This is a genomic window from Aeromonas sp. 602200 (genome assembly GCF_049173895.1).
GTDB lineage: Bacteria > Pseudomonadota > Gammaproteobacteria > Enterobacterales > Aeromonadaceae > Aeromonas > Aeromonas veronii_A.
In genome coordinates, this window is sequence record NZ_JAAKSL010000003.1 from 93925 (window position 1) to 116003 (window position 22079).

24 protein-coding genes are annotated in these 22079 nt (G+C 54.9%); 23 read left to right on the forward strand and 1 reads right to left on the reverse strand.

The annotated features are described in order from the left end of the window. Positions 1–17 precede the first annotated feature (17 nt). The 17 genes from G5221_RS05765 to G5221_RS05845 all read left to right on the forward strand — a co-directional run bounded on the left by G5221_RS05765 (position 18) and on the right by G5221_RS05845 (position 13773). Positions 18–1133 (forward strand): protein-glutamate methylesterase/protein-glutamine glutaminase, encoded by a 1116-nt coding sequence (locus G5221_RS05765; protein ID WP_227341083.1) that lies wholly within the window; start codon positions 18–20, stop codon positions 1131–1133. A 2-nt stretch (positions 1134–1135) separates the two neighbouring features. Beyond that, entirely contained in the window at positions 1136–1873 is a 738-nt protein-coding gene (locus G5221_RS05770; RefSeq protein ID WP_227341082.1) for a flagellar motor protein, read from the forward strand. A gap of 2 nt (positions 1874–1875) precedes the next feature. Beyond that, positions 1876–2796: a flagellar motor protein MotB gene (locus tag G5221_RS05775; protein WP_216951800.1), complete on the forward strand. Its 921-nt coding sequence runs from the start codon at positions 1876–1878 to the stop codon at positions 2794–2796. Positions 2797–2800: 4 nt separating this feature from the next. Beyond that, the gene (locus G5221_RS05780) at positions 2801–3595 is read left to right on the forward strand and encodes a ParA family protein (protein ID WP_005334696.1); all 795 of its coding nucleotides are present in this window, start codon (positions 2801–2803) and stop codon (positions 3593–3595) included. Beyond that, positions 3592–4464, forward strand: coding sequence for a chemotaxis protein CheW (locus G5221_RS05785; RefSeq protein ID WP_421262957.1), 873 nt, complete (start codon positions 3592–3594; stop codon positions 4462–4464). Before G5221_RS05780 ends, G5221_RS05785 begins: the two co-directional genes overlap by 4 nt. Before the next feature lie 69 nt (positions 4465–4533). Further along, on the forward strand, positions 4534–5022 hold the full coding sequence (locus G5221_RS05790) for a chemotaxis protein CheW (RefSeq protein WP_005343991.1): 489 nt from the start codon (positions 4534–4536) through the stop codon (positions 5020–5022). A 28-nt stretch (positions 5023–5050) separates the two neighbouring features. Next, a complete protein-coding gene (locus G5221_RS05795) occupies positions 5051–5428 on the forward strand; it encodes a DUF2802 domain-containing protein (RefSeq protein ID WP_168769852.1) in 378 nt (125 codons plus the stop codon). 293 nt (positions 5429–5721) lie between these two features. Beyond that, positions 5722–6357: a cytochrome c biogenesis heme-transporting ATPase CcmA gene (gene ccmA / locus G5221_RS05800; RefSeq protein ID WP_216951798.1), complete on the forward strand. Its 636-nt coding sequence runs from the start codon at positions 5722–5724 to the stop codon at positions 6355–6357. Positions 6358–6362: 5 nt separating this feature from the next. Next, positions 6363–7031 carry a heme exporter protein CcmB gene (gene ccmB, locus G5221_RS05805; RefSeq protein WP_216951797.1) on the forward strand — a complete coding sequence of 223 codons (669 nt, stop codon included), beginning with the start codon at positions 6363–6365 and terminating at the stop codon, positions 7029–7031. A 171-nt stretch (positions 7032–7202) separates the two neighbouring features. Beyond that, positions 7203–7943 (forward strand): heme ABC transporter permease, encoded by a 741-nt coding sequence (locus G5221_RS05810; protein WP_216951796.1) that lies wholly within the window; start codon positions 7203–7205, stop codon positions 7941–7943. A gap of 2 nt (positions 7944–7945) precedes the next feature. Continuing rightward, complete coding sequence (gene ccmD, locus G5221_RS05815) at positions 7946–8152, forward strand: heme exporter protein CcmD (RefSeq protein ID WP_216951795.1); 207 nt, start codon at positions 7946–7948, stop codon at positions 8150–8152. After that, positions 8149–8640 (forward strand): cytochrome c maturation protein CcmE, encoded by a 492-nt coding sequence (ccmE, locus tag G5221_RS05820; protein ID WP_005344003.1) that lies wholly within the window; start codon positions 8149–8151, stop codon positions 8638–8640. The genes ccmD and ccmE overlap by 4 nt, the downstream gene beginning before the upstream one ends. Continuing rightward, positions 8637–10592, forward strand: coding sequence for a heme lyase CcmF/NrfE family subunit (locus tag G5221_RS05825; RefSeq protein WP_227341078.1), 1956 nt, complete (start codon positions 8637–8639; stop codon positions 10590–10592). The genes ccmE and G5221_RS05825 overlap by 4 nt, the downstream gene beginning before the upstream one ends. Then, positions 10589–11119, forward strand: coding sequence for a DsbE family thiol:disulfide interchange protein (locus G5221_RS05830; RefSeq protein ID WP_227341077.1), 531 nt, complete (start codon positions 10589–10591; stop codon positions 11117–11119). The genes G5221_RS05825 and G5221_RS05830 overlap by 4 nt, the downstream gene beginning before the upstream one ends. A gap of 11 nt (positions 11120–11130) precedes the next feature. Then, positions 11131–11610 (forward strand): cytochrome c-type biogenesis protein, encoded by a 480-nt coding sequence (locus tag G5221_RS05835; protein WP_227341076.1) that lies wholly within the window; start codon positions 11131–11133, stop codon positions 11608–11610. Further along, positions 11607–12875 (forward strand): c-type cytochrome biogenesis protein CcmI, encoded by a 1269-nt coding sequence (gene ccmI / locus G5221_RS05840; protein ID WP_227341075.1) that lies wholly within the window; start codon positions 11607–11609, stop codon positions 12873–12875. The genes G5221_RS05835 and ccmI overlap by 4 nt, the downstream gene beginning before the upstream one ends. Before the next feature lie 85 nt (positions 12876–12960). Then, positions 12961–13773: an MlaA family lipoprotein gene (locus G5221_RS05845; protein ID WP_021229893.1), complete on the forward strand. Its 813-nt coding sequence runs from the start codon at positions 12961–12963 to the stop codon at positions 13771–13773. Positions 13774–13885: 112 nt separating this feature from the next. On the opposite strand, the gene sodB is transcribed toward G5221_RS05845, so the two are convergent. After that, on the reverse strand, positions 13886–14470 hold the full coding sequence (sodB, locus tag G5221_RS05850; protein ID WP_005334664.1) for a superoxide dismutase [Fe]: 585 nt from the start codon (positions 14468–14470) through the stop codon (positions 13886–13888). Positions 14471–14758: 288 nt separating this feature from the next. Between sodB and G5221_RS05855 the strand changes: the two genes are divergently transcribed. The 6 genes from G5221_RS05855 (at position 14759) to G5221_RS05880 (ending at position 22018) form a co-directional block, all read left to right on the forward strand. Next, positions 14759–15103 (forward strand): Grx4 family monothiol glutaredoxin, encoded by a 345-nt coding sequence (locus tag G5221_RS05855; protein WP_005353650.1) that lies wholly within the window; start codon positions 14759–14761, stop codon positions 15101–15103. 359 nt (positions 15104–15462) lie between these two features. Then, positions 15463–16467 (forward strand): bifunctional threonine ammonia-lyase/L-serine ammonia-lyase TdcB, encoded by a 1005-nt coding sequence (tdcB, locus tag G5221_RS05860; protein WP_227341074.1) that lies wholly within the window; start codon positions 15463–15465, stop codon positions 16465–16467. Between the two features lie 11 nt (positions 16468–16478). After that, a complete protein-coding gene (gene tdcC / locus G5221_RS05865; RefSeq protein WP_227341073.1) occupies positions 16479–17810 on the forward strand; it encodes a threonine/serine transporter TdcC in 1332 nt (443 codons plus the stop codon). Between the two features lie 201 nt (positions 17811–18011). After that, positions 18012–19220 (forward strand): propionate kinase, encoded by a 1209-nt coding sequence (gene tdcD, locus G5221_RS05870; RefSeq protein ID WP_227341072.1) that lies wholly within the window; start codon positions 18012–18014, stop codon positions 19218–19220. Between the two features lie 44 nt (positions 19221–19264). Continuing rightward, positions 19265–21559 carry a formate C-acetyltransferase gene (gene pflB, locus G5221_RS05875; RefSeq protein ID WP_227341071.1) on the forward strand — a complete coding sequence of 765 codons (2295 nt, stop codon included), beginning with the start codon at positions 19265–19267 and terminating at the stop codon, positions 21557–21559. 69 nt (positions 21560–21628) lie between these two features. Continuing rightward, the gene (locus G5221_RS05880) at positions 21629–22018 is read left to right on the forward strand and encodes a RidA family protein (protein ID WP_227341070.1); all 390 of its coding nucleotides are present in this window, start codon (positions 21629–21631) and stop codon (positions 22016–22018) included. The last annotated feature ends 61 nt before the right edge of the window (positions 22019–22079 follow it).

Consider the following 22079-nt stretch of genomic DNA (forward strand, 5'->3'; position numbering starts at 1 on the left):
GAGTTAGAAAAATAACAATGGCAGTCAAGGTATTAGTTGTCGACGATTCGAGCTTCTTTCGCCGCCGGGTGAGCGAGATAATCAATCAGGATCCCATGCTGACGGTGATAGATACTGCTCAGAATGGGCGTGAAGCCGTAGACAAGGCCATGTCGCTGCGCCCTGATGTGATCACCATGGACATCGAGATGCCCGTGATGGATGGCATCAGTGCAGTGCGGGAGATCATGGCCAAGTGTCCAACTCCCATTCTGATGTTCTCCTCCCTGACTCATGAAGGCGCCAAGGCAACGCTGGATGCACTGGACGCCGGTGCTCTTGACTTCTTGCCCAAAAAATTTGAAGACATTGCCAGAGACAAGGACGAAGCGGTCAGACTGTTGCAACAACGGGTGAAAGAGATCTCCCGCAAGCGCTTCCTGATGACATCCGCTGCTCGCCCCAAAGCACCTGAACCGGTTGCTCGTGCTCCGCTGGGTAGCACTGCGCCCAGATCTTCAGAGCGTCAGCCTGACCTGCAACGCACTGTGCCAAGTGCCTCATTCAAGCGAAGTGGCAAGAGTTATCAATTGGTGGCGATCGGGACTTCTACCGGCGGCCCGGTAGCCTTGCAAAATGTGCTGACCAAGTTGCCAGGGGATTTTCCTCACCCAATATTGCTTATCCAGCATATGCCTGCCACCTTCACCGCAGCTTTTGCTGCCCGTCTAAACGGGTTATGCCAGATAGGTGTCAAGGAGGCCGAGGATGGAGACGTCCTCAAACCGGGCCATGCCTACCTGGCCCCCGGTGGCAAGCAGATGCTGTTGGAGGGTCGTGGTGCAGGCGCCCGTATTCGCATCGTTGATGGCAACGACAAGGTAAATTACAAGCCTTGCGTGGACATTACCTTTGCCTCTGCTGCCAAGACCTATGCCGACAAGGTATTGGCGATTGTGCTAACCGGTATGGGGGCTGATGGCCGTGATGGTGCCAGACTGCTGAAAGAGCAGGGCTCTACAATCTGGGCTCAGGATGAGGCTTCCTGCGTGGTATATGGCATGCCTCAAGCGGTTGCAAAGGCAGGTATTGCCAGTGAATCACTTCCTCTGGACAAGGTGGCCCAGCGTATTCTGGTTGAGTTGGGGCGCTAATCATGGGCTTGCTCGGTCTGCTCCTCGCACTGGGGGCTATTGCTATTGCCCAGCTGTGGCATGGTGGCTCCCTGTTGACGTTGTTGGACGGGCCTGCTTTTCTCATTGTTCTTGGCGGTACAGTTGGTGCCGTTACATTGCAGACCCCTGCCAAGTTTGTTTTGCTGGCATTGCGCCAGTGTCTATGGATTTTCAATCCGCCACGGCAGGATCTCTCTGCCCAGGCTGAACGGCTACAATCCTGGGCTGCCTTTGCACGCCAGCAGGGGCTGCTGGCCCTCGAAAATCAGGCTGAGCAGGAGGAGGACCATTTTACCCGCCAAGGGTTGAACATGATTGTCGATGGTGTCTCCACGGAGGATATTCGCATGTTGCTCGAAGCCGATATCGATATCGAGCAGGAGCGTAATGAACATGCGGCCCGGGTGTTCGAAGCCATGGGGGGATATAGTCCGACAATCGGGATTATCGGCGCTGTCTTGGGCCTTATCCAGGCCATGTTTCATCTTGAAGAGCCATCTGCTCTGGGGGCTGGCATCGCAGTGGCATTTGTGGCAACCATCTATGGTGTCGGGTTTGCCAACCTGATCTATCTACCGATAGCCAACCGGTTGCGAGCGTTTCACTATCACTATGCACTGTTTCAGGAGATGACCCTGGAAGGGCTGTTAGCCATTGCCCATGGTGAGAATGGTTTACAGGTTGAACGTCGGCTCAGGGCCTATTTGAAAGGAGAGTAGCCATGCGCAAGCGCTATCGTTTGCACTTGCAGGGGCGTGAACACCTTGACCGTTGGCTGGTCTCCTATGCCGATTACATGACGCTGATATTTGCTCTGTTTGTGGTGCTCTACTCTGTTGCGCTGGTGAACAAGGACAAATATCGTGCGGTGATAGATGGCATGAGTCAGGCGTTCAGTGTCATGCAGTCTCGCAGTGATGGTCTGCTGGAGGGGCAGGGCAATTCACTGTTGGAGAATGCTGTTTCTGCCTCCCCCTCGTTGCTGGAAAGCGCAACGTCCCCCTCTCCTTCACTTGCCCCCATTTCTGGTGTCCCTGTGCTGCAAGATGGCACGACACTTGCCAAACTTGATATGCAGTTGCAAGAGAGCATGGGGTCACTGGTGGATGCCGGGATAGTCAAAATGACGCAAGACGAGAACTGGCTGACTGTGGAACTCAGTTCAGGTCTGCTGTTTGGCAGTGGCAGCGCCTTTATGGGACCGAATGCTGCACCGGTAATCAATACTCTTTCAAGTATTCTCAAACCGGTCGATAACTATATAAGGGTCCGAGGATATACAGATAACCAACAGATAAATAATGAAATTTATCGTTCTAATTGGGCGCTTTCTGCTGCGAGGGCCGAAGCGGTGCTCAATGGCTTGATTGCTGATGGCATCGCACCCCAGCGTCTGGCCTTTGAGGCATATGGCGAGTTTTCCCCTTTTGCCGATAACAGCACTGAGCAAGGCCGGCTGCAAAATCGCAAGGTTGTGGTCGCAATTTCCAAATTCGCCTGGGTGCCGCCAGCTCCTGTGGCGGTAAAGCCCCCGGTGGTTGCCGAACCGGTTCCTGTGGTGCAGCAGGCGGTGGATGCTGGAGAGATAAAGGTTATCTCTTTGCCCGGTGGCGGCATACGTATAACAACAAGGCAGGATTGATACAGTGATTGTTTGGACGGTTGCCAACCAGAAAGGTGGTGTGGGTAAAACCACCACAGTGGTCTCGCTTGCCGGGATCCTGGCCCAGCGTGGTCAGCGAGTGCTGTTGATTGACACCGATCCTCACGCCTCGCTGACTGCATATCTTGATTTTGATTCAGATCGTCTGGATGGAACCCTCTATGAGTTGTTTCAAGCTGTCAAACCGACAGCCGAGCTTGTCAATAAACTGACGCTCAAGACCAAGTTCGAGAATATCAATTTACTACCCGCATCTATTACCCTGGCGACTCTTGATCGGGTAATGGGAAATCGTGAGGGAATGGGGCTGGTGCTGAAGCGGGCGCTGCTGCGCATTCAGGATCAATATGATTATGTGCTGATCGACTGCCCGCCTGTGCTTGGGGTGATGATGGTCAATGCGCTGGCTGCCTGCGATCGTATTCTTGTGCCGGTTCAGACCGAGTTTCTCGCTCTCAAAGGATTGGAGCGGATGATGAAGACATTCGAGATCATGCAGCGTTCCAAGCGTGACAAATTCCGTTATACCGTGATCCCGACTATGTTCGACAAGCGCACCCGTGCCTCTCTGATGACCTTGAAGTCGATCAAGGATCAATATGGAGATTCAGTGTGGAATGCGGTGATCCCTATTGATACCAAGTTTCGGGATGCCAGCTTGCTGCATATCCCCCCGTCTATCTATTCTCCCGGGAGTCGTGGAACCTATGCCTATGAGACGCTGCTCAACCATCTTGATGCCCTTGAGCGGCAACGGGTTCATGAGGTGACGGCATGAGAGATACCATTCAAGTACGGGCGATGGATGACTATTTCCACTCCCTGCTGCTCGATGAGCCGCTGGTGCTGGATGAGGTGGAAGAGGTTCAATCCGCCCCTGTTTTACAGTTGCAACGTCAGCCCCACAGCGTCCCCGAGGTGGTTGCTGCACCTTATTTGGAAAGTGATCCACGCCTTGCCCAGCTTGGCGAACTGTTGGCTCAGGTGGGACAAGTTCAGTTTGAAAATGATGCCTTCACCCAGGAGGTGACACTGACGGCCCCATTGGAGATTGTGGCCGAGGAGTCATTGTTGCCGGTAGAGCCTGAATGGCCTGAGGAGGTGCTGCTGCCCGAAGTTGCAGAGCCCAACACCACCATCTTGACTAAAACTGCGCTGGAGGTTGCTCCGGTAGAAGCCACTGAACCTGTCACTTGGGAGAATATCGATACCGGTAAAGAGTTTCAGGCCCTCTTTTTTGAAGTCGCGGGCGTGACGTTTGCGGTGCCGTTGACCGAGCTTGGTGGTATTCACCAGTTGGGCGAGATCACCTCCCTGTTTGGCCAGCCGGGCTGGTACAAGGGGATCATGACCTCTCGCGAGCAGAAGATGAATGTGGTCGATACCGCCCAGTGGGTCATGCCGGGTCAGCATCTCGAGATGGATGATTACAAGTATCTGATTATGCTTGGTGAATCGCCGTGGGGATTAGCCTGCCACCATCTCAAAGGGACTGAATTGTTACACCGTGACCAGGTTAAATGGCGCCATCAGGAGGGCAAGCGCCCTTGGTTGGCGGGCATGGTCAAAGAAAAAATGTGTGCCCTGTTACACGTTCGTGAACTGCTCTTGTTGCTGGAGCGTGGGGTTAACATAGAAGGTCGCTGATAACTTCTGCAATCGAGCTGTTTTATTGCTAGTTTTAGCAGTAGACGTTTTCATAAAAGGAATAAAAACATGACAGAAAAGCGCAATATCGCACAGAATCTGGCCGAAGATGAAGTGCTGCAATGGGTAACCTTCCAGCTGGAAAACGAAACCTACGGCATCAATGTGATGCAGGTTCAGGAGGTGTTGCGCTACACCGAAATTGCACCGGTGCCGGGTGCGCCTGAGTACGTACTGGGGATCATCAACCTGCGTGGCAATGTGGTGACTGTCATCGATACCCGTTCCCGTTTCGGTCTGCCTTCCGGCGATGTGAGCGAAAATTCCCGGATTGTGATCATCGAAGCCGAGAAGCAGGTGATTGGCATCATGGTCGACAGCGTGGCAGAAGTGGTATATCTGAAATCTTCCGAAATCGATGCTGCTCCAGCTGTAGGTACCGAAGAGAGCGCCAAGTTCATTCAGGGGGTCAGCAACCGTGATGGGCAACTGCTGATCCTGGTTGACTTGAACAAGCTGCTCTCCGATGAAGAGTGGGAAGATATCGGTTCCCTCTGATAAGTAAGGTGATGTTTTGATAATCGAGATGGTTGCCTTGGGGTTGTCCCTGATTGCCTTGGCGTTTGCCTCTTATATCTGGTTCAAGAGCAAGCGTAGCAAGCAGGAGTCCGAGGCTAGTGTGGCAACGCTGCAAGGTCAGTTGGAAAGCTTGCGCAAGCAGATGATGGAGCTTCATACCGGCGCCATCGGCATGGGACAGCGGTTACAGTCGGTAGAAGGGGCGATGCAGCAGGTCAATGAACGCCAGCAAGAATTGACCATGCAGGATCCCGAGCGACGGCTTTACAGTCGAGCGGCCAAGATGGTCGAACTGGGCGCCGACCTTGATGAGGTCATGAGTGAGTGCGAGTTGCCAAAGGCAGAAGCCGAGCTCTTGATATCGTTGCGAAAAGGCCGCTCTTGATGATTCAGGAAGGCAACTTGCCTTCCTGAATTTTTTCTGTTGCATGTATGGCGCTCTTTCATGGAGCGCCATGTACAGTGATCGAGAAGAATAGTTATTTGCTAATACTGGTTTGTTATGAGGTTTCCAGTTTGATCTATTTGGATGCCTTTGATTGTCATCATTTTCCACGCCTATTTTTCCTTGTGCGCGATCTTCTCCACAAAAACAGTGGATGAAGGGCATCTTGGAAAAGACGTATTCCAATACTGTGTTAAGATGCAAGCCGCTTCATTTTCTCTGAAAAAATCTCCATGCTGCTTCAAGTTAACAATCTGAGCTGCGTGCGTGAAGATCGCACTCTGTTTGAACATCTCTCCTTTGCGGTAGTTCCCGGTGATCTGGTGCAAATTGAAGGTCCCAACGGGGTTGGCAAGACCAGCCTGCTGCGTCTGCTGACTGGCCTGTCTCAGCCGTTTTCCGGTGAAGTGTGCTGGAATGGTGAAAATATTCGCCATTGCCGTGATGAGTACCATGCCAATCTGCTCTATCTCGGTCATCAGCCCGGGGTCAAAGCTGCCTTGACTCCGCTCGAAAATCTCGCCTTTTATCAGAAGCTGCATCATGTATCCCGGCAGACAGTGGATTTGTGGCAGGTGCTTGCCCAGGTTGGGTTGGCCGGTTTTGAAGAGAACCCGACCGGACAGCTCTCGGCAGGTCAACAGCGTCGGGTGGCTCTGGCCAGGCTCTGGCTCAGTGACAAACCGGCTCTCTGGATCCTGGATGAGCCTTTTACCGCCATTGATAAGCAGGGGGTCAAGGTGCTGGAGAGGTTGTTTCTGGCTCATGCCGAGCGGGGGGGGATGGTGATCCTCACCACTCATCAGGATATGACGCTGATGCAGGGTCGACTGAAAACACTCTCGCTTACGCCCTTGCTGCAGGAGTAGTTTCGATGTTGCGTGCCGTCATGTATTTGATCCACCGCGAGTTATTGATGGCCCTGCGCCAGCGTGCAGATATTCTTAACCCGCTCTGGTTTTTCCTTATTGTCATCACCCTGTTCCCACTCGGTATCGGCCCTGAGCCCAAGTTGTTGGCTCGCATTGCTCCCGGCATCATCTGGGTGGCAGCCTTGCTGGCGGCCATGCTGTCGCTGGAGCGACTGTTTCGCGACGACTTTGGCGACGGTTCGTTGGAGCAGATCATGTTGATGCCCCATTCACTCGGGTTGCTGGCGCTGGCCAAAGTGATTGCTCACTGGTTACTGACTGGATTGCCGCTGCTGCTGATTTCGCCCTTGCTGGCAATTTTGCTATCGCTGGATATGAACAGTTATCTGGCGGTAGTCGCCACTCTGGCACTCGGCACACCGGTGCTGAGCCTGCTCGGTGCAGTCGGGGTTGCCCTGACGGTCGGGTTGCGCAAGGGCGGAGTGCTGCTCAGTCTGCTTATCCTGCCGCTCTATATTCCGGTACTGATTTTTGCCACCTCTGCAATTGATGCGGCGGGGATGGGCTTGCCCTATGGCGGACAGCTTGCCATTCTGGCCGCCATGCTGGTTGGTGCCCTGACGCTGACGCCGTTGGCCGTTTCGGCCGCATTGAGGGTCAGTCTTAACTGATGATCTATTGGTAGAACGCAACATGGTTTCGCATGGGGCATTCTTTTCCAGAAATAAAGTTGCGATGGATCAAGCGGATTGCCGCTTATTGCTTTCGAGGTATTTGATGTTATCCCGAGGTCAGTATGTTAGGCCTCGCCAAACAATTAATAACAAAAAGGTTTGTGAGTTATGTGGAAATGGTTGCACCCTTACGCTAAACCCGAACGGGCCTATCGGCTGGCTGGGACCCTGTTGCCCTGGTTTGCTGTGATAAGTCTGCTATCGTTCATCATCGGCACTGTCTGGGGACTGGCTTTTGCACCCGCCGATTATCAGCAGGGTGACTCCTTCCGGATCATCTATATCCATGTTCCTTCCGCCATTCTTTCGATGGGGGCCTACTCCACCATGGCAGTTGCCGCCTTTATCGGGCTGGTATGGCAACTGCGGATGGCGGACATGACGGTGGCGGCTATCGCACCTGTCGGCGCTGTGTTCACTTTTATTGCACTGTTTACCGGTGCCGCCTGGGGCAAGCCCATGTGGGGAACCTGGTGGGTGTGGGATGCACGGCTCACCTCTGAGCTGATCCTGCTGTTTCTCTATCTCGGCGTGATTGCCCTCTACAACGCCTTCAGTGACAAGGTGGTTGCTGGCCGTGCTGCCGGCATTCTGGCACTGGTGGGGGTGATCAACCTCCCCATCATTCACTACTCGGTGGAGTGGTGGAACACCTTGCACCAGGGGGCCACTATCACCAAGTTTGACAAACCCTCCATCTCTCCCGAGATGCTTTGGCCACTGCTCATCATGATCTTGGCGTTTGTTGCCTTTCTCGGGGCCCTTACCCTGATGCGTTTTCGAAACGAGCTCTTGATGCGGGAGTGGCATCGTCCCTGGGTTCAAGAGATTGCCGAACAGGAGAAGTAAGCATGCACTTTGCCTCATTCAGTGACTTTTTGGCGATGGGCGGTTACGCCTTCTACGTCTGGCTCTCCTTCGGTCTGACCCTGCTCTGTCTGGTCGGTATCATCATTTCTACCCGCATGAAAACCCGTCGTCTGTTTAATGAGTTACGCAGCAAGCAGGCACGCGAGAGCCGTCGCAAGGCGGCCCGGCAGATGGAGAACACCCTATGAACCCGAGACGCAAAAAACGCCTCACCATCATTCTGGCCATCACCCTGGGCCTCGCCACCGTGAGCGGCCTGGTGCTTTACGCCCTCAGTCAGAATATCGACCTCTTCTATACCCCGAGCGAGCTGGTGGAAGGGAAGGGGCCGGACAAGATCAAACCGGAAGAGGGGCAGCGCCTGCGCATTGGTGGTCTGGTGGTCCCCGGCACTGTCAAGCGCGATCCGAACAGCCTCAAGGTTAGCTTCAACCTGATCGACAATGGTGGTCATCAGGTGATGGTGCAATTTGATGGCATCCTGCCGGATCTGTTCCGCGAGGGGCAGGGGATTGTGGCGCAAGGAACTCTCAAGGATGCCACCACGGTCGAAGCGTTCGAGGTACTGGCCAAACACGATGAAAACTACATGCCGCCAGAAGTGGCCGATGCCACCAGTGGCATGCACTTCAAACCTGAATACACCGATGCGCAGTTGAAGGGGAATAAGCCATGATCCCGGAATTAGGACAGTTTGCGCTGATCCTGGCCTTTGCCACCTCCCTGTTGCTGGGTAGCTATCCGCTGCTTGGCGCAAGTCGGGGGCGTCTTGGCATGATGTCGGCGGCTCGTCCGCTCGCCTATGCCCAGTTTTTGTTGCTGCTGCTGTCGTTTCTCTGCCTGACCTGGGCCTTTATCGATAACGACTTTACCGTGCAGTATGTGGCCACTAACTCCAACAGCTTGCTGCCGCTCGCCTATCGTATCTCGGCGGTGTGGGGGGCCCACGAAGGTTCCCTGCTGCTGTGGGTACTGACCCTAGGTGGCTGGACTGCGGCGGTAGCCATGTTCAGCCGCCGTCTGCCGCTCGATGCGGTGGCGCGGGTGCTCGGCGTGTTGGGGCTGATCTCGGTCGGTTTCACCGCGTTCGTGCTGTTCACCTCTGATCCCTTCACCCGCACCTTGCCCTATTTTCCGGTCGATGGCCGTGACCTCAATCCGCTGCTGCAGGATCCGGGTCTGATCTTCCATCCGCCGATGCTCTACATGGGTTATGTAGGATTCTCGGTGGCATTTGCCTTCGCCATAGCCTCATTGATGACCGGTCGTCTTGATGCAACCTGGGCCCGCTGGTCGCGCCCCTGGACCATGGCGGCCTGGGTATTCCTGACCCTCGGCATAGTGCTGGGCTCCTGGTGGGCCTACTACGAGCTCGGTTGGGGCGGCTGGTGGTTCTGGGATCCGGTAGAAAATGCCTCCTTCATGCCCTGGTTGGCGGGTACCGCTCTGCTGCATTCGCTGGCGGTGAGCGAGAAGCGCGCCACCTTCAAGGCGTGGACCGTGCTGCTGGCCCTTTCGGCCTTCTCGCTGAGCCTGCTCGGTACCTTCCTGGTGCGCTCCGGCGTGCTGGTGTCGGTGCATGCGTTTGCCTCCGACCCGACCCGCGGCCTGTTTATTCTCGGCTTCCTGCTGGCGGTGATCGGTTCATCCTTGCTGCTGTTTGCCTTTAAAGGTTCGCAGGTGAAAAGCCACGGCAAGCATGAGCTGTGGAGTCGCGAAACCCTGCTGCTTTGTAACAACATCATGCTGGTGGCTGGCCTGCTGACTGTGCTGCTCGGCACCTTGCTGCCGCTGGTGCACAAGGAGCTGGGGCTGGGGAGCATCTCTATCGGTACTCCCTTCTTCAACCATATCTACAGTTGGCTGATCATTCCGTTTGCCCTGCTGCTGGGGGTTGGTCCGCTGTTTCGCTGGCGCCGCCAGGAGCTTGGCGAGCTCAAGGGCAAGGTGATTCTTGCGCTGGTGCTGAGCCTGGCAGCAGCCCTGCTGTTGCCGCTGATCTTTGCCGAAACCTTCAAGCCGTGGGCTGCGGTGGGGATTGGTCTGGGGGCCTGGGTCATCGTTACCAGCCTGCAGGAGACCTGGGTGCGCGCGACCCACAAGCACAGCTTTGCGGTCGGTGTGCGCAAGCTTGGCAACAGTCACTGGGCTATGATCCTTGGCCATGTGGGGCTGGCAGTCAGCATCATAGGTATCGCCTGCACCCAGAACTACAGCATCGAGAAGGATCTGCGGATGCAGGCGGGTGATCGGGTGCACTTTGCCGATTACGAGTTCGTTTTTGCCGGGATCAAAGAGAAGAACGGCCCCAACTACGATGGCTTCAAGGGCGTGCTGGAAGTGCACAAAAATGGCAAGCAGGTCGCCCTGCTCAAGCCCGAGAAGCGGATGTACAAGGTGAGCCGGATGCCGATGACCGAAGCGGCCATCGATGCCGGTATCACCCGCGATCTATATGCGGCGCTGGGGGAACAGCTCGACAACGGAGCCTGGGCGGTGCGGATCTACTACAAGCCGTTCGTGCGCTGGATCTGGTTCGGCGGCGTCTTTATGGCTATCGGTGGCGTGCTGGCGATGCTCGACAAGCGTTACCGTTTCGGCCGTCGTGAGGAGGAAGCCAAGGCATGAACAAAAAGGTCTGGTTGTTTTTAATTCCCTTTATCGTTTTTTTGCTGGGGGCTGTGTTCCTGTTCAAGGGGCTCTACTCCGATCCCACCAAGCTCGAATCTGTGATGGTGGGCAAGGAGGTACCGGTGTTTACCCTGCAGGACATTTACGATCTGAACAAACAGCACGATCGCAGTATCCTGACCGGTCGCCCCATGCTGCTCAACGTCTGGGCCACCTGGTGCCCGACCTGCTACGGCGAGCACACCTACCTCAAACAGTTGGCAGGGCAGGGCATTCCCATCATCGGCATGAACTACAAGGATGAGCGCGACAAGGCGATCAAATGGCTGGCGGAGCTGGGCAACCCCTATCTGGTCAATCTCTATGATCCGGACGGCATGCTGGGACTGGATCTTGGGGTATATGGCGCGCCGGAGACCTTCTTTATCGACAGCAAGGGGATCATCCGTTATCGCCACGTGGGGGATATCAATCCCGAGAACTGGGTGTCGACCCTCAAACCCATCTTTGATGCCATGAAGTGAGGGGCGTGCTGATGAGAGTATTTATTGCTTCCCTGCTGCTGTTGCTGGGATGGGTGGTACAAACGCCGGTCATGGCTGCTATCGATGTCTACACCTTCGACAACGACAATCAGGAGCAGGTCTTTCGCGAACTGACCAAGGAGCTGCGCTGCCCCAAGTGCCAGAACCAGGATATCGCCGATTCCAATGCGGGGCTGGCCAAGGACTTGCGCGACAAGACCTACCAGATGGTGCGCGAGGGTAAGGATAAAGAGGAGATCGTGGACTATATGGTTGCCCGCTATGGCAACTTTATCCTCTATAACCCGCCCCTGATGGCATCGACCCTGATCCTCTGGCTTGGCCCGCTGTTAGTGATCGTTATCGGCATCGGCGTGGTGGTGATACGTAGCCGACGCTCTGCGGCAACGTCAGAGCCTGTGGAAAGCACCCTGAGCGATGAAGAGCAGCGTCGCCTGGCCGAGCTGCTCAAAGAGGAAGAGAAACAATGACCGCCTTTTGGATTGTGATTGCGGCCCTGCTGGTGCTGGTGAGTCTGGCTCTGGTGTTACCGTTGTGGCGCAGTGAGGGAAACCAGAGCATCAGTCGCTCGGCGCTCAACAAACAGCTCTATCGTCAGCGCTTGCTAGAGATTGGCGAGGAGCGAGAGCAGGGTGTGCTTGCCGAGGAGCCCGAATCGCTGGTCGAGTTGCAGCGCAGCCTCTTGGATGATATTCCCGATGTGGAGCAGACAGCCCGCAGTGGCAAGAGTCTGAGCTGGATCCCAGGTGTGCTGGTGCTGGTGGTGGTGAGCCTGGGTATCTACTACAAGCTGGGTTCATGGCAGGAGGTGAGCCGCTGGCAGGATGCCAGCAACCGTCTTGGTGAGCTCAGCAACCGGATTCTTGTGGAGCGTGATGCCCAGGTAACCGAGCAGGATCTGCTGGACTTCACGCTGGCACTGCGTACCCGCCTAAAGGATGAACCGAACGACTACCGCGGCTGGTTGCTGCTCGGACGTTTGGCGCTGGATGGCAATGATCCCGAGATGGCCAGCGAGGCGCTGGAGCGGGCCTATACGCTTGCCCCCCAGAAATCGCTGGTGGCGGTGCCCTATGCCCAAGCGCTGATGATGACGGGGGAGGAGGTGCAGGCCGATGCACTGCTGCGTGCAGCCATCGCGCAGGAGCCTGATAATATCGAGGCGCGCTCCGTCTATGCCTTTATGGCGCTGCAGAAAGAGGACTTCCAGACCGCGCTGTCTCGCTGGCAGGCGATGTTGCCCTTGATGGAAAAAGGCTCTCCCCGTTATGTGATGGTCGAGCGCTCCATGGAGTATGCCCGCACGCAGCTCAAGCAGCGTGGCATAGAGGTGACGAATTCAGGCACAGCCAAAACGGGAACAGAGCAGGTAAAGCAGTCTGACGTTAATGAGGGAGAGTTCCCCATCCACATCACGCTGGCTGCGGGCATCCAGATGCCGGAAGATGCTCACCTCTTCGTCTTTGCCGTGGTGCCCAACGGACCACCCATGCCCATCGCGGTGAAACGTATCGCTGGGCCAACCCTGCCTGTCACCCTTTCACTGGGGGATGGTGACGCCATGATGGAGGGCAGCAAGCTGGAAGCGTATCCAGAACTGCAGTTCAAGGCGCGTCTCTCGCGTGGTGGCAATGTGATGAACAAGGAAGGAGCCTTCGAAGGGGTATCCGTGCCGGTCAAGACGGCCGAGATCCCTGCTGCTCCGATTGACATCCGCATCGATCACGCCCTCTAATATGCCTTTGGATAACCCGGCTCCTGGATAGGGGCCGGGTTATCTATACTTCTGATAAATCAAAATAAAACGTCAGGACAATCATATGTATCTTCGTTCAGGGGCCATACTGGCAGCCCTCTTGCTGGCTGGCTGTGCCGGTGGTCCACCCAAGCCTGGCCCAGAGAGTCTGGATCTCAATCCCGGCATGAATAATCCGGGCGCAACCAGTACGGCGGCCGATCCGCGCGATCCCTTCCAGGGGGCCAACCGGGCCATGTGGGCGGTCAACTATGATGTGCTGGAGCCCTATGTAGCACGTCCTGTGGTACATGCTTACGCTCGCTATATTCCGGTGGGGGTGAAGGATGGCATTGCCAATTTTGTTGCCAACTTTGATGAGCCAAGCAGCATGGTGAACCATCTGATCACCGGTGATTTGAAGGGGGCAGGGACCAACCTGGGGCGCTTTACCCTCAACACCACCGTCGGTCTGTTGGGTATCTTCGATGTGGCCAAACATGCCGGCCTCGAGCGCAACAAGCTGGAGATGGACACAGTGCTGGGCAGGGCCGATATCGGTAATGGTGCCTACATCATGGTGCCTGTTTACGGTCCGACCACCACTCGGGAGCTGGTTGGTGACACCATTGACACCATCTACTTCCCCTATGCCTTGCTGACTATCCCGTTAAGGGTTACTCATTGGGTTCTGGATGGCTTGGGCAATCGCGCCAAGCTGATCGATCAGGAGCGGATCATCGACAACTCCCTCGACCCCTATGCGCTAACCAAGGACTTCTACCTGCAATATAACCAGGGCAAGGTGACGGGCAAGCAGACCGAGCTGAAAGCGTCTCAGCAAGAGCAGGCCGACGATGCCAATCTGGATGAATACATGGACGAGCTGGACCAGTAAACTGGCTATCTCGATATGTAAAAGGCGCCTGCGGGCGCCTCTTTCATTTACGCAGCCATCTAGATATAAAAAAACGCCCCGCAGTGCGGGGCGTTTTGGCAAGCGAGGCTGATTAGGCAGCCAAGTTCTTGGCCACGAATTCCCAGTTAACCAGAGCCCAGAAGGTTTCCATGTACTTCGGACGCAGGTTGCGGAAGTCGATGTAGTAGGCGTGCTCCCACAGGTCAACGGTCAGCAGCGGGGTGGTACCGGCTTCAGTCAGCGGGCAGCCAGCGTTGGAGGTGTTGACGATAGCCAGAGAGCCGTCAGCTTTTTTCACCAGCCAAGTCCAGCTGGAACCGAAGTTGCCGATGGCTGATTTGGTGAAGGCATCTTTGAACTCGGCGAAGGAGCCGAATGCCTTGTTGATAGCATCAGCCAGGGCGCCAGTCGGCTCGCCACCGCCATTCGGGGAGAGGCAGTGCCAGTAGAAGGTGTGGTTCCAGATCTGGGCGGCGTTGTTGAAGATGCCGCCGTTGGAGGTCTTGATGATCTCTTCCAGAGACTTGCCTTCAAACTCGGTACCCGGCACCAGATTGTTCAGGTTGACCACGTAGGTGTTGTGGTGCTTGCCGTGGTGATATTCCAGAGTTTCCTGGGAGATGTGCGGTTCCAGAGCGTTGATTGCATAGGGCAGAGCGGGAAGTTCGAATGCCATTTTCTACTCTCCATTGGCTGGACCGTGCGAAGGCGACGGTTGCAAGACATTGCGTACTCTTTTCTATATGTGAAAAGAGTTGTTTTTAAAATGATGGGGCTGGGTAGCCCAAAGCCAAGGGATTGTAGCAGTATCAAAGATGGCCTAACAACTCTTGATTGGCGCCATGATCGCGATCAATCCTGTGTGGGTTCTTTGCACAATTCGAGCCGGGTCACCCCTTTGTCAGTTTGTGCTCGGGCAAGATTGCAGTAGAATGGCCGCCGAAATCGCTCTAGTGAGGCACCTATGGAAACTATTGAAAAGATTAAGCAGCAGCTGGCTGACAACCCCATCATCATCTACATGAAGGGCTCCCCCAAGCTACCCAGCTGTGGCTTCTCTGCCCAGGCCTCCCAGGCTCTGATGTCCTGCGGCGAGCCGTTTGCCTACGTTGATATCCTGCAGAATCCGGATATCCGCGCCGAATTGCCAAAATTCGCCAACTGGCCGACCTTCCCGCAACTGTGGGTTGAAGGTGAGCTGATCGGTGGCTGTGACATCATGATCGAGATGTTCCAGGCTGGCGAGTTGCAGGCTCTGATCAAAGAGACTGCTGCCAAGTACAAGAAAGATGATGCAGCAGCCGAGTAATCGGTCCTGTGTTGTCGATAGGGAGCCACATCGGCTCCTTTTTTATTATCCCGGTTCTGGCAGGCAAGCAACTGATTGTCGGTTGCAAAAAGCAACGCGTTCGCCCTGAAAAATCTAATCTTTGCCGCTTTGTTTTGGAGTTGTTAACCATATTGATTTCCCAATCTGCGATTACTTTTTTTAATCATTTTGGATTCAAGTGTTGCTGCCATCACATTTTTTGATAATTTCACCGTAATGCAGTCTCTTTGTAGATTTTTTTGTGTTTATGCTCACATTAATTGCAAGTGATAGAACCTAGTATCGCTTCGCCCAGTGAAATAAAACCCTACAAATTAATAAATAAAAAGAGATTTGCGATGAAGATGTATAGCAATCTGCCCATTGGTCTTCATGATATTACCGAAGCCCAAAAAAGACTGACCAACCATATATACAAGACCGCGCAATTACCCTCTAACTACATCAGCGAACGTTGCCATGGCGAGGTTTACCTCAAGCTTGAAAACATGCAACGTACAGGCTCTTTTAAAATTCGCGGTGCCTTCAACAAACTCAGTTCATTAAGTCTGGAGGATCGTCAAAAAGGTGTTGTCGCCTGCTCTGCCGGTAATCACGCGCAGGGGGTATCTTTGTCCAGTGCCATGCTGGGAATTGATGCCAAGGTGGTCATGCCTTGCTGCGCACCCAAATCAAAAATTGCTGCAACCAGCGATTATTCGGCAGAAGTTATTCTGCATGGCAATAGTTTCAATGACACCATTGCCAAAGTCAGCGAAATCGTGGAGATGGAAGGCCGCGTATTTATCCCCCCCTTTGACGATGCAAAAGTGATTGCCGGCCAGGGAACCATCGGCCTGGAAATTATCGAAGATTTGTATGATGTCGATAACATCATAGTGCCGATTGGCGGTGGTGGTCTGATTGCCGGTGTCGCCATGGCCATCAAATCCATCAACCCGACTATCCGGGTGATTGGCGTGCAGTCGGAGAATGTCCACGGCATGGCGGCTTCATACTACGCAGGCACCATTACCAATCACAGAACCAGCAGTACGCTGGCCGATGGCTGTGACGTGGCAAGACCCGGCACCCTGACCTTCGAAATCGTCAAACAATTGGTGGATGATATTGTACTGGTCACCGAGGATGATATTCGTCACAGCATGGTTGACCTTATTCAGCGCAACAAGGTGATTACCGAAGGGGCGGGAGCTCTGGCCTCGGCAGCGCTGCTGAGCGGCAAACTCAAACATTATGTCGAAGGCAAAAAAACCGTCAGCATTATTTCTGGTGGCAATATTGACCTGACCCGGATCACCGAAATTATCGAACAGAACAATATTCGTCAATTTAGCCTGTAAGGAATGCAGTCATGATATTAGACAGTGTTATCACCGGCAGTAAAGAGAATACACGTGCATGGCGTAAATCGGATACCACATGGGGATTAGGTCTGTTTGGTACAGCGATCGGTGCAGGTGTTCTATTTTTCCCTATTCGGGCCGGATATGGTGGCCTGATACCTATATTAATCATGTTGGTGCTGGCTTACCCTATTGCATTTTATTGCCACAGGGCGTTGGCCAGATTATGTCTTTCTGGCAGCAATCCATCGGCAAATATTACCGAGACCGTTGAAGAACATTTTGGCAAAATGGGTGGGGTAGTGATTACCTTCCTCTATTTCTTTGCCATCTGCCCACTGCTGTGGATATATGGTGTGACGATCACCAATACCTTTATGGCATTCTGGGAGCATCAACTGCAAATGGCGCCGCTTAATCGGGGTGTTGTCGCCCTTGGGCTGCTGCTATTGATGGCATTTGTGATCTATTTTGGTAAGGATCTGATGGTTCGCGTAATGAGCTATCTGGTATTTCCTTTCATCGCCAGCCTGGTGGTCATCTCTCTCTCCCTCGTTCCGTACTGGAATAGTGCCGTCTTTGATCAGGTCAACCTTAGCGAGATATCCATGTTCGGTCACGATGGTATTCTGGTCACCGTCTGGCTGGGGATCTCCATCATGGTTTTCTCCTTCAACTTCTCGCCGATTGTCTCCTCTTTCATCGTCTCCAAGCGGGAAGAGTATGAGCAGGAGTTCGGTCGTGATTTTACCGAGAAGCGCTGCTCGAAGATTATCTCCGGTGCCAGCATGCTGATGGTGGCCGTGGTGATGTTCTTTGCCTTCAGCTGCCTGTTTACCCTGTCGCCGCAAAATATGGCGGAAGCCAAGGCCCAGAATATTCCGGTGCTCTCCTATCTGGCCAACCACTTCTCCTCGATGACGGGCAGCAAGTCTGCGTTTGCCACCACTCTGGAGTATGCGGCGTCCATTATCGCGCTGGTTGCTATCTTCAAATCCTTCTTCGGCCACTATCTGGGGACGCTGGAAGGGTTGAACGGCCTTATCCTCCGCTTTGGCTACCAGGGCGACAAGAGCAAGGTTTCCAGTAAAAAACTCAATATGGTCAGTATGTTGTTCATCATGGGCTCCACCTGGCTGGTCGCTTATGTGAACCCCAACATCCTCGACCTGATTGAGGCAATGGGGGCGCCGATCATCGCTTCCCTGCTCTGTCTGCTGCCGATGTATGCCGTCAACAAGACACCGGCACTGGCAAAATATAAAGGTCAGGCCAGCAACCTGTTTGTCACCATCATAGGTGTGCTGACCATCCTGAATATTGTTTCCAAGCTGTTCTGAAAACCTTTTCTGCAAGTCATCAGCCATTCAGATCCCCTTGGCGGGGTCTGCATGGCGTAGTCAGAAGCGCGCAATAACCGGTTCTTGGTTGGCCCAATTATTTGGGCCGAGGGCAAGGCTATCCGTTATTTGGCCACTAAACACAGTGGTAAATATGTTCTGACAGCAGTGACTCGACAGCATAAATATCGAGGCGATGTAATGAAGTTTGATTCGTTGGTTCTGGTTATCAATTGCGGCTCTTCGTCGGTCAAATTCTCGGTACTGGATAGTAAAACCTGCGAGGTGGTGATATCCGGTATGGCGGATGGTATTGAGACGGCCCATCCCCAATTGCAAGTGGGTAAAGAGCCCGCAATGTCATTAGCTGAAAATAACCACACCTGTGCATTGGCTGCCATCGCGGCGGAATTGAAAAAACGGGATCTGCTGGATGCCATTGCACTGGTGGGTCATCGAATTGCTCATGGTGGCAGTGAATTTAGCGAAGCCGTGATCATTGATGAACATGTATTGGCCAAAATAAAGCAGGTGTCACCCTTGGCTCCCCTGCACAATCACGCCAATTTGAGTGGTGTGATGGCGGCTCGTCAGCTATTTCCCACACAACCCCAAATTGCGGTATTTGATACCGGTTTTCACCAGACCCTGAAGCCGGAAGCCTATATCTATGGGCTGCCTTACCAATATCTGCAGGATTATGGCGTGCGCCGCTATGGCTTCCATGGCACCTCCCATCGCTATGTCGCCGAGCAGGCGGTCTCCTTCCTTGGGTTGAATGGCCACGATGCCTGTCTGGTCATTGCTCATCTGGGTAATGGCGCCTCTGTTTGCGCAGTACAGGATGGCAAGAGCGTCGATACCTCGATGGGGATGACGCCGCTGGAGGGGCTGATCATGGGCAGCCGCAGCGGCGATATCGATTTTGGCGCGCTGGCCTATATCGCCAGCAAGACCGGACAATCCATCGAGGATATCGAGCGGGTATTGAACAAGCAGTCCGGCCTGCTGGGTATTTCGGGGCTCTCCTCCGATATGCGGGTATTGGAAGCGGCCTATCACGGAGGACATCCCGGGGCAAAATTGGCCATTCACGCTTTTGTCCATCGTATTGCCCGCCATATCGGCGGCCATGCAACCTCATTGCGCCGGCTGGATGCCGTTATTTTCAGCGGCGGTATTGGCGAGAACTCGGCATTTATAAGAAAGCTGGTATGCGAGCGGCTTCAGGTATTTGGCGTAGCGATCAGCGAGCCGTTTAACCAGCGTCCCAATAGCGAGGGTTGCCGGGTGATTTCGGCGGCAGAGTCCATGGTGCTGGCGGCGGTTATTCCCACCAATGAAGAGAAAATGATCGCACTGGATGCCATTCGTCTGGGGCAGCTGGTTCGTCAGGCCGAGTGCGTCTGACATCTTCCACTGTAGTGTCATGAGTAGTGAATGAGGTTTATTTGATGAAAGTTGATATGCAATTGGATCAGGATAAATTCCGTCAGGCATGGCAAGGGTTTGCCGGTGAAAACTGGAAGCACGAGATCAACGTCCGTGATTTTATCCAGCAGAACTACACCCCCTATGAAGGTGACGAGCAGTTTTTAGCGGATGCCACAGAAGCGACCACCACTTTGTGGAACAAGGTGATGGAGGGGATCTGCATTGAGAATGCCACCCACGCACCGGTCGATTTTGATACCAATATTGCCACCACAATCACCGCCCATGGGCCGGGTTATATCGAGCAGGGGCTGGAAAAAATCGTTGGCCTGCAAACCGACAAGCCCCTTAAAAGAGCTCTGCACCCGTTTGGCGGCGTAAATATGATCCGCAGCTCGTTTGAAGCGTATGGCCGGGAGATGGATCCCGATTTTGAATATACCTTCAGCGAATTGCGTAAAACCCACAATCAGGGGGTGTTCGACGTCTACTCTCCCGAGATGTTGCGCTGCCGAAAATCAGGGGTATTGACCGGTTTGCCGGATGGTTACGGCCGTGGTCGCATTATCGGAGATTATCGTCGGGTGGCGCTCTATGGCATAGATTATCTAATCCGTGAACGGGAGCTGCAGTTTGCCGATCTGCAACCGGCTCTCGAGCGGGGAGAGCAGCTGGAGCAGGTGATCCGCCAGCGCGAGGAGCTGGCCGAGCACAAGCGGGCACTGGTGCAGATCAAGCAGATGGCGGCCAGCTATGGCTTTGACATCTCCGGGCCGGCACGCACTGCCCAGCAGGCGGTGCAGTGGCTCTACTTTGCTTATCTGGCGGCGGTGAAGTCGCAAAATGGTGGGGCCATGTCCCTCGGTCGTACCGCTACCTTCCTCGACATCTATATCGAGCGGGATCTGAAGGCGGGGCTTATCAACGAGCAGGATGCCCAGGAGCTGGTCGATCACTTCATCATGAAGATCCGCATGGTGCGCTTCCTGCGTACTCCCGAGTTTGACTCCCTCTTCTCCGGCGATCCCATCTGGGCCACCGAGGTGATCGGCGGCATGGGGCTGGATGGTCGCACCCTGGTGACCAGGAACTCCTTCCGCTACCTCCACACCCTCAAGACCATGGGGCCGGCGCCCGAGCCCAACCTCACCATCCTCTGGGCGGAAGGATTGCCGCGGGCCTTCAAGACCTATGCCGCCCGCGTCTCCATCGATACCTCATCCCTGCAGTATGAGAACGATGACCTGATGCGCACCGACTTCGAGAGCGATGACTACGCCATCGCCTGCTGCGTGAGCCCCATGGTGATCGGCAAGCAGATGCAGTTCTTCGGTGCACGCGCCAACCTGGCCAAGACCCTGCTCTATTGCATCAACGGCGGCGTGGACGAGAAGCTGAAGATCCAGGTTGGTCCGAAAGTGGCGCCCATCATGGACGAGGTGCTGGATTACGAGACCGTCATGGCCAGCCTCGACAGCTTTATGGATTGGCTGGCGGTGCAGTACATCAGCGCGTTGAACCTGATCCACTACATGCACGACAAGTACAGCTATGAGGCCTCGCTGATGGCGCTGCACGATCGCGACGTCTATCGCACCATGGCCTGCGGCATTGCCGGTCTGTCGGTGGCGGTCGATTCGCTGGCGGCCATCAAGTACGCCCGGGTCAAGCCGGTGCGCGATGCTGACGGGCTGGCGGTCGATTTCGTGATTGAGGGGGAGTATCCCCAGTACGGCAACAACGACGAGCGGGCCGACTCCATTGCCTGCGATCTGGTCGAGCGCTTCATGAAGAAGATCCAGGCGCTGCCGACCTACCGCAATGCGGTACCGACCCAGTCGATCCTGACCATCACCTCCAACGTGGTCTATGGCCAGAAGACCGGCAACACCCCGGATGGCCGCCGCGCCGGTGCCCCGTTTGCCCCGGGGGCCAACCCGATGCACGGTCGGGATCGCAAGGGGGCGGTCGCTTCGCTCGCCTCGGTGGCCAAGCTGCCGTTCAAATACGCCAAGGACGGGATCTCCTACACCTTCTCCATCGTGCCGGGGGCGCTCGGCAAGGAACCCGCCAATCGCGAGAACAATCTGGTGGGGCTGATGGATGGCTACTTCCATCACGAGCGGGATGTGGAAGGGGGGCAGCACCTCAACGTCAACGTGATGAACCGCGAGATGCTGCTGGATGCCATCGACAATCCGGACAAGTACCCCAGCCTGACCATCCGGGTCTCCGGCTATGCGGTGCGCTTCAACGCCTTGACCCGCGAGCAGCAGCAGGACGTCATCTCCAGAACTTTCACCAACATGATGTAACTCTCATGCCCGGGGTGAGCAGGCTTGCTCCGGGCCTACTTTTTGTTTGTCAGCACGAGGAAGTAACAGATGCGACAGGTTATCACTACCAAAGCGGCGCCGGGCGCCATCGGCCCCTATGTGCAGGCCACCCGGATTGGCAACATCCTCTACACCTCCGGTCAGATCCCGCTGGACCCGGTGAGCGGCGACGTTGCGGAGGGGATCGAAGCGCAGACCCTGCGCTCCCTGCAAAACGTACAGGCGATTGTCGAGGCGGCAGGCGGCGAGGTGCGAAACATCTTCAAGACCACGGTGTTTGTCTCGGATCTGAACGACTTTGCTGCGGTCAACCGGGTCTACAACGACTTCTTCACCGAGCACGATGCCATGTATCCGGCTCGCTCCTGCGTAGAAGTGGCTCGGTTACCGAAGGATGTGAAGATCGAGATAGAGGCGATTGCTGCGCTGGAGTCCTGACGCGGCGATCCTTATCAATAAAAAGAGCGGCAGCTCGAGGCCTGCCGCTCTTTTTTCATCG

Excerpts from the sequence above, each read along its gene's own strand:
- tdcC (WP_227341073.1), top strand. The coding sequence starts at position 16,479 with ATGATATTAGACAGTGTTATCACCGGCAGTAAAGAGAATACACGTGCA.
- G5221_RS05770 (WP_227341082.1), top strand. The coding sequence starts at position 1,136 with ATGGGCTTGCTCGGTCTGCTCCTCGCACTGGGGGCTATTGCTATTGCC.
- G5221_RS05765 (WP_227341083.1), top strand. The coding sequence starts at position 18 with ATGGCAGTCAAGGTATTAGTTGTCGACGATTCGAGCTTCTTTCGCCGC.
- G5221_RS05880 (WP_227341070.1), top strand. The coding sequence starts at position 21,629 with ATGCGACAGGTTATCACTACCAAAGCGGCGCCGGGCGCCATCGGCCCC.
- G5221_RS05785 (WP_421262957.1), top strand. The coding sequence starts at position 3,592 with ATGAGAGATACCATTCAAGTACGGGCGATGGATGACTATTTCCACTCC.
- sodB (WP_005334664.1), bottom strand. The coding sequence starts at position 14,470 with ATGGCATTCGAACTTCCCGCTCTGCCCTATGCAATCAACGCTCTGGAA.
- G5221_RS05845 (WP_021229893.1), top strand. The coding sequence starts at position 12,961 with ATGTATCTTCGTTCAGGGGCCATACTGGCAGCCCTCTTGCTGGCTGGC.
- G5221_RS05835 (WP_227341076.1), top strand. The coding sequence starts at position 11,131 with ATGAGAGTATTTATTGCTTCCCTGCTGCTGTTGCTGGGATGGGTGGTA.
- pflB (WP_227341071.1), top strand. The coding sequence starts at position 19,265 with ATGAAAGTTGATATGCAATTGGATCAGGATAAATTCCGTCAGGCATGG.
- ccmI (WP_227341075.1), top strand. The coding sequence starts at position 11,607 with ATGACCGCCTTTTGGATTGTGATTGCGGCCCTGCTGGTGCTGGTGAGT.
- G5221_RS05810 (WP_216951796.1), top strand. The coding sequence starts at position 7,203 with ATGTGGAAATGGTTGCACCCTTACGCTAAACCCGAACGGGCCTATCGG.
- tdcB (WP_227341074.1), top strand. The coding sequence starts at position 15,463 with ATGAAGATGTATAGCAATCTGCCCATTGGTCTTCATGATATTACCGAA.
- ccmE (WP_005344003.1), top strand. The coding sequence starts at position 8,149 with ATGAACCCGAGACGCAAAAAACGCCTCACCATCATTCTGGCCATCACC.
- G5221_RS05825 (WP_227341078.1), top strand. The coding sequence starts at position 8,637 with ATGATCCCGGAATTAGGACAGTTTGCGCTGATCCTGGCCTTTGCCACC.
- G5221_RS05775 (WP_216951800.1), top strand. The coding sequence starts at position 1,876 with ATGCGCAAGCGCTATCGTTTGCACTTGCAGGGGCGTGAACACCTTGAC.
- tdcD (WP_227341072.1), top strand. The coding sequence starts at position 18,012 with ATGAAGTTTGATTCGTTGGTTCTGGTTATCAATTGCGGCTCTTCGTCG.
- G5221_RS05790 (WP_005343991.1), top strand. The coding sequence starts at position 4,534 with ATGACAGAAAAGCGCAATATCGCACAGAATCTGGCCGAAGATGAAGTG.
- ccmA (WP_216951798.1), top strand. The coding sequence starts at position 5,722 with ATGCTGCTTCAAGTTAACAATCTGAGCTGCGTGCGTGAAGATCGCACT.
- G5221_RS05855 (WP_005353650.1), top strand. The coding sequence starts at position 14,759 with ATGGAAACTATTGAAAAGATTAAGCAGCAGCTGGCTGACAACCCCATC.
- ccmB (WP_216951797.1), top strand. The coding sequence starts at position 6,363 with ATGTTGCGTGCCGTCATGTATTTGATCCACCGCGAGTTATTGATGGCC.
- G5221_RS05795 (WP_168769852.1), top strand. The coding sequence starts at position 5,051 with ATGGTTGCCTTGGGGTTGTCCCTGATTGCCTTGGCGTTTGCCTCTTAT.
- ccmD (WP_216951795.1), top strand. The coding sequence starts at position 7,946 with ATGCACTTTGCCTCATTCAGTGACTTTTTGGCGATGGGCGGTTACGCC.
- G5221_RS05830 (WP_227341077.1), top strand. The coding sequence starts at position 10,589 with ATGAACAAAAAGGTCTGGTTGTTTTTAATTCCCTTTATCGTTTTTTTG.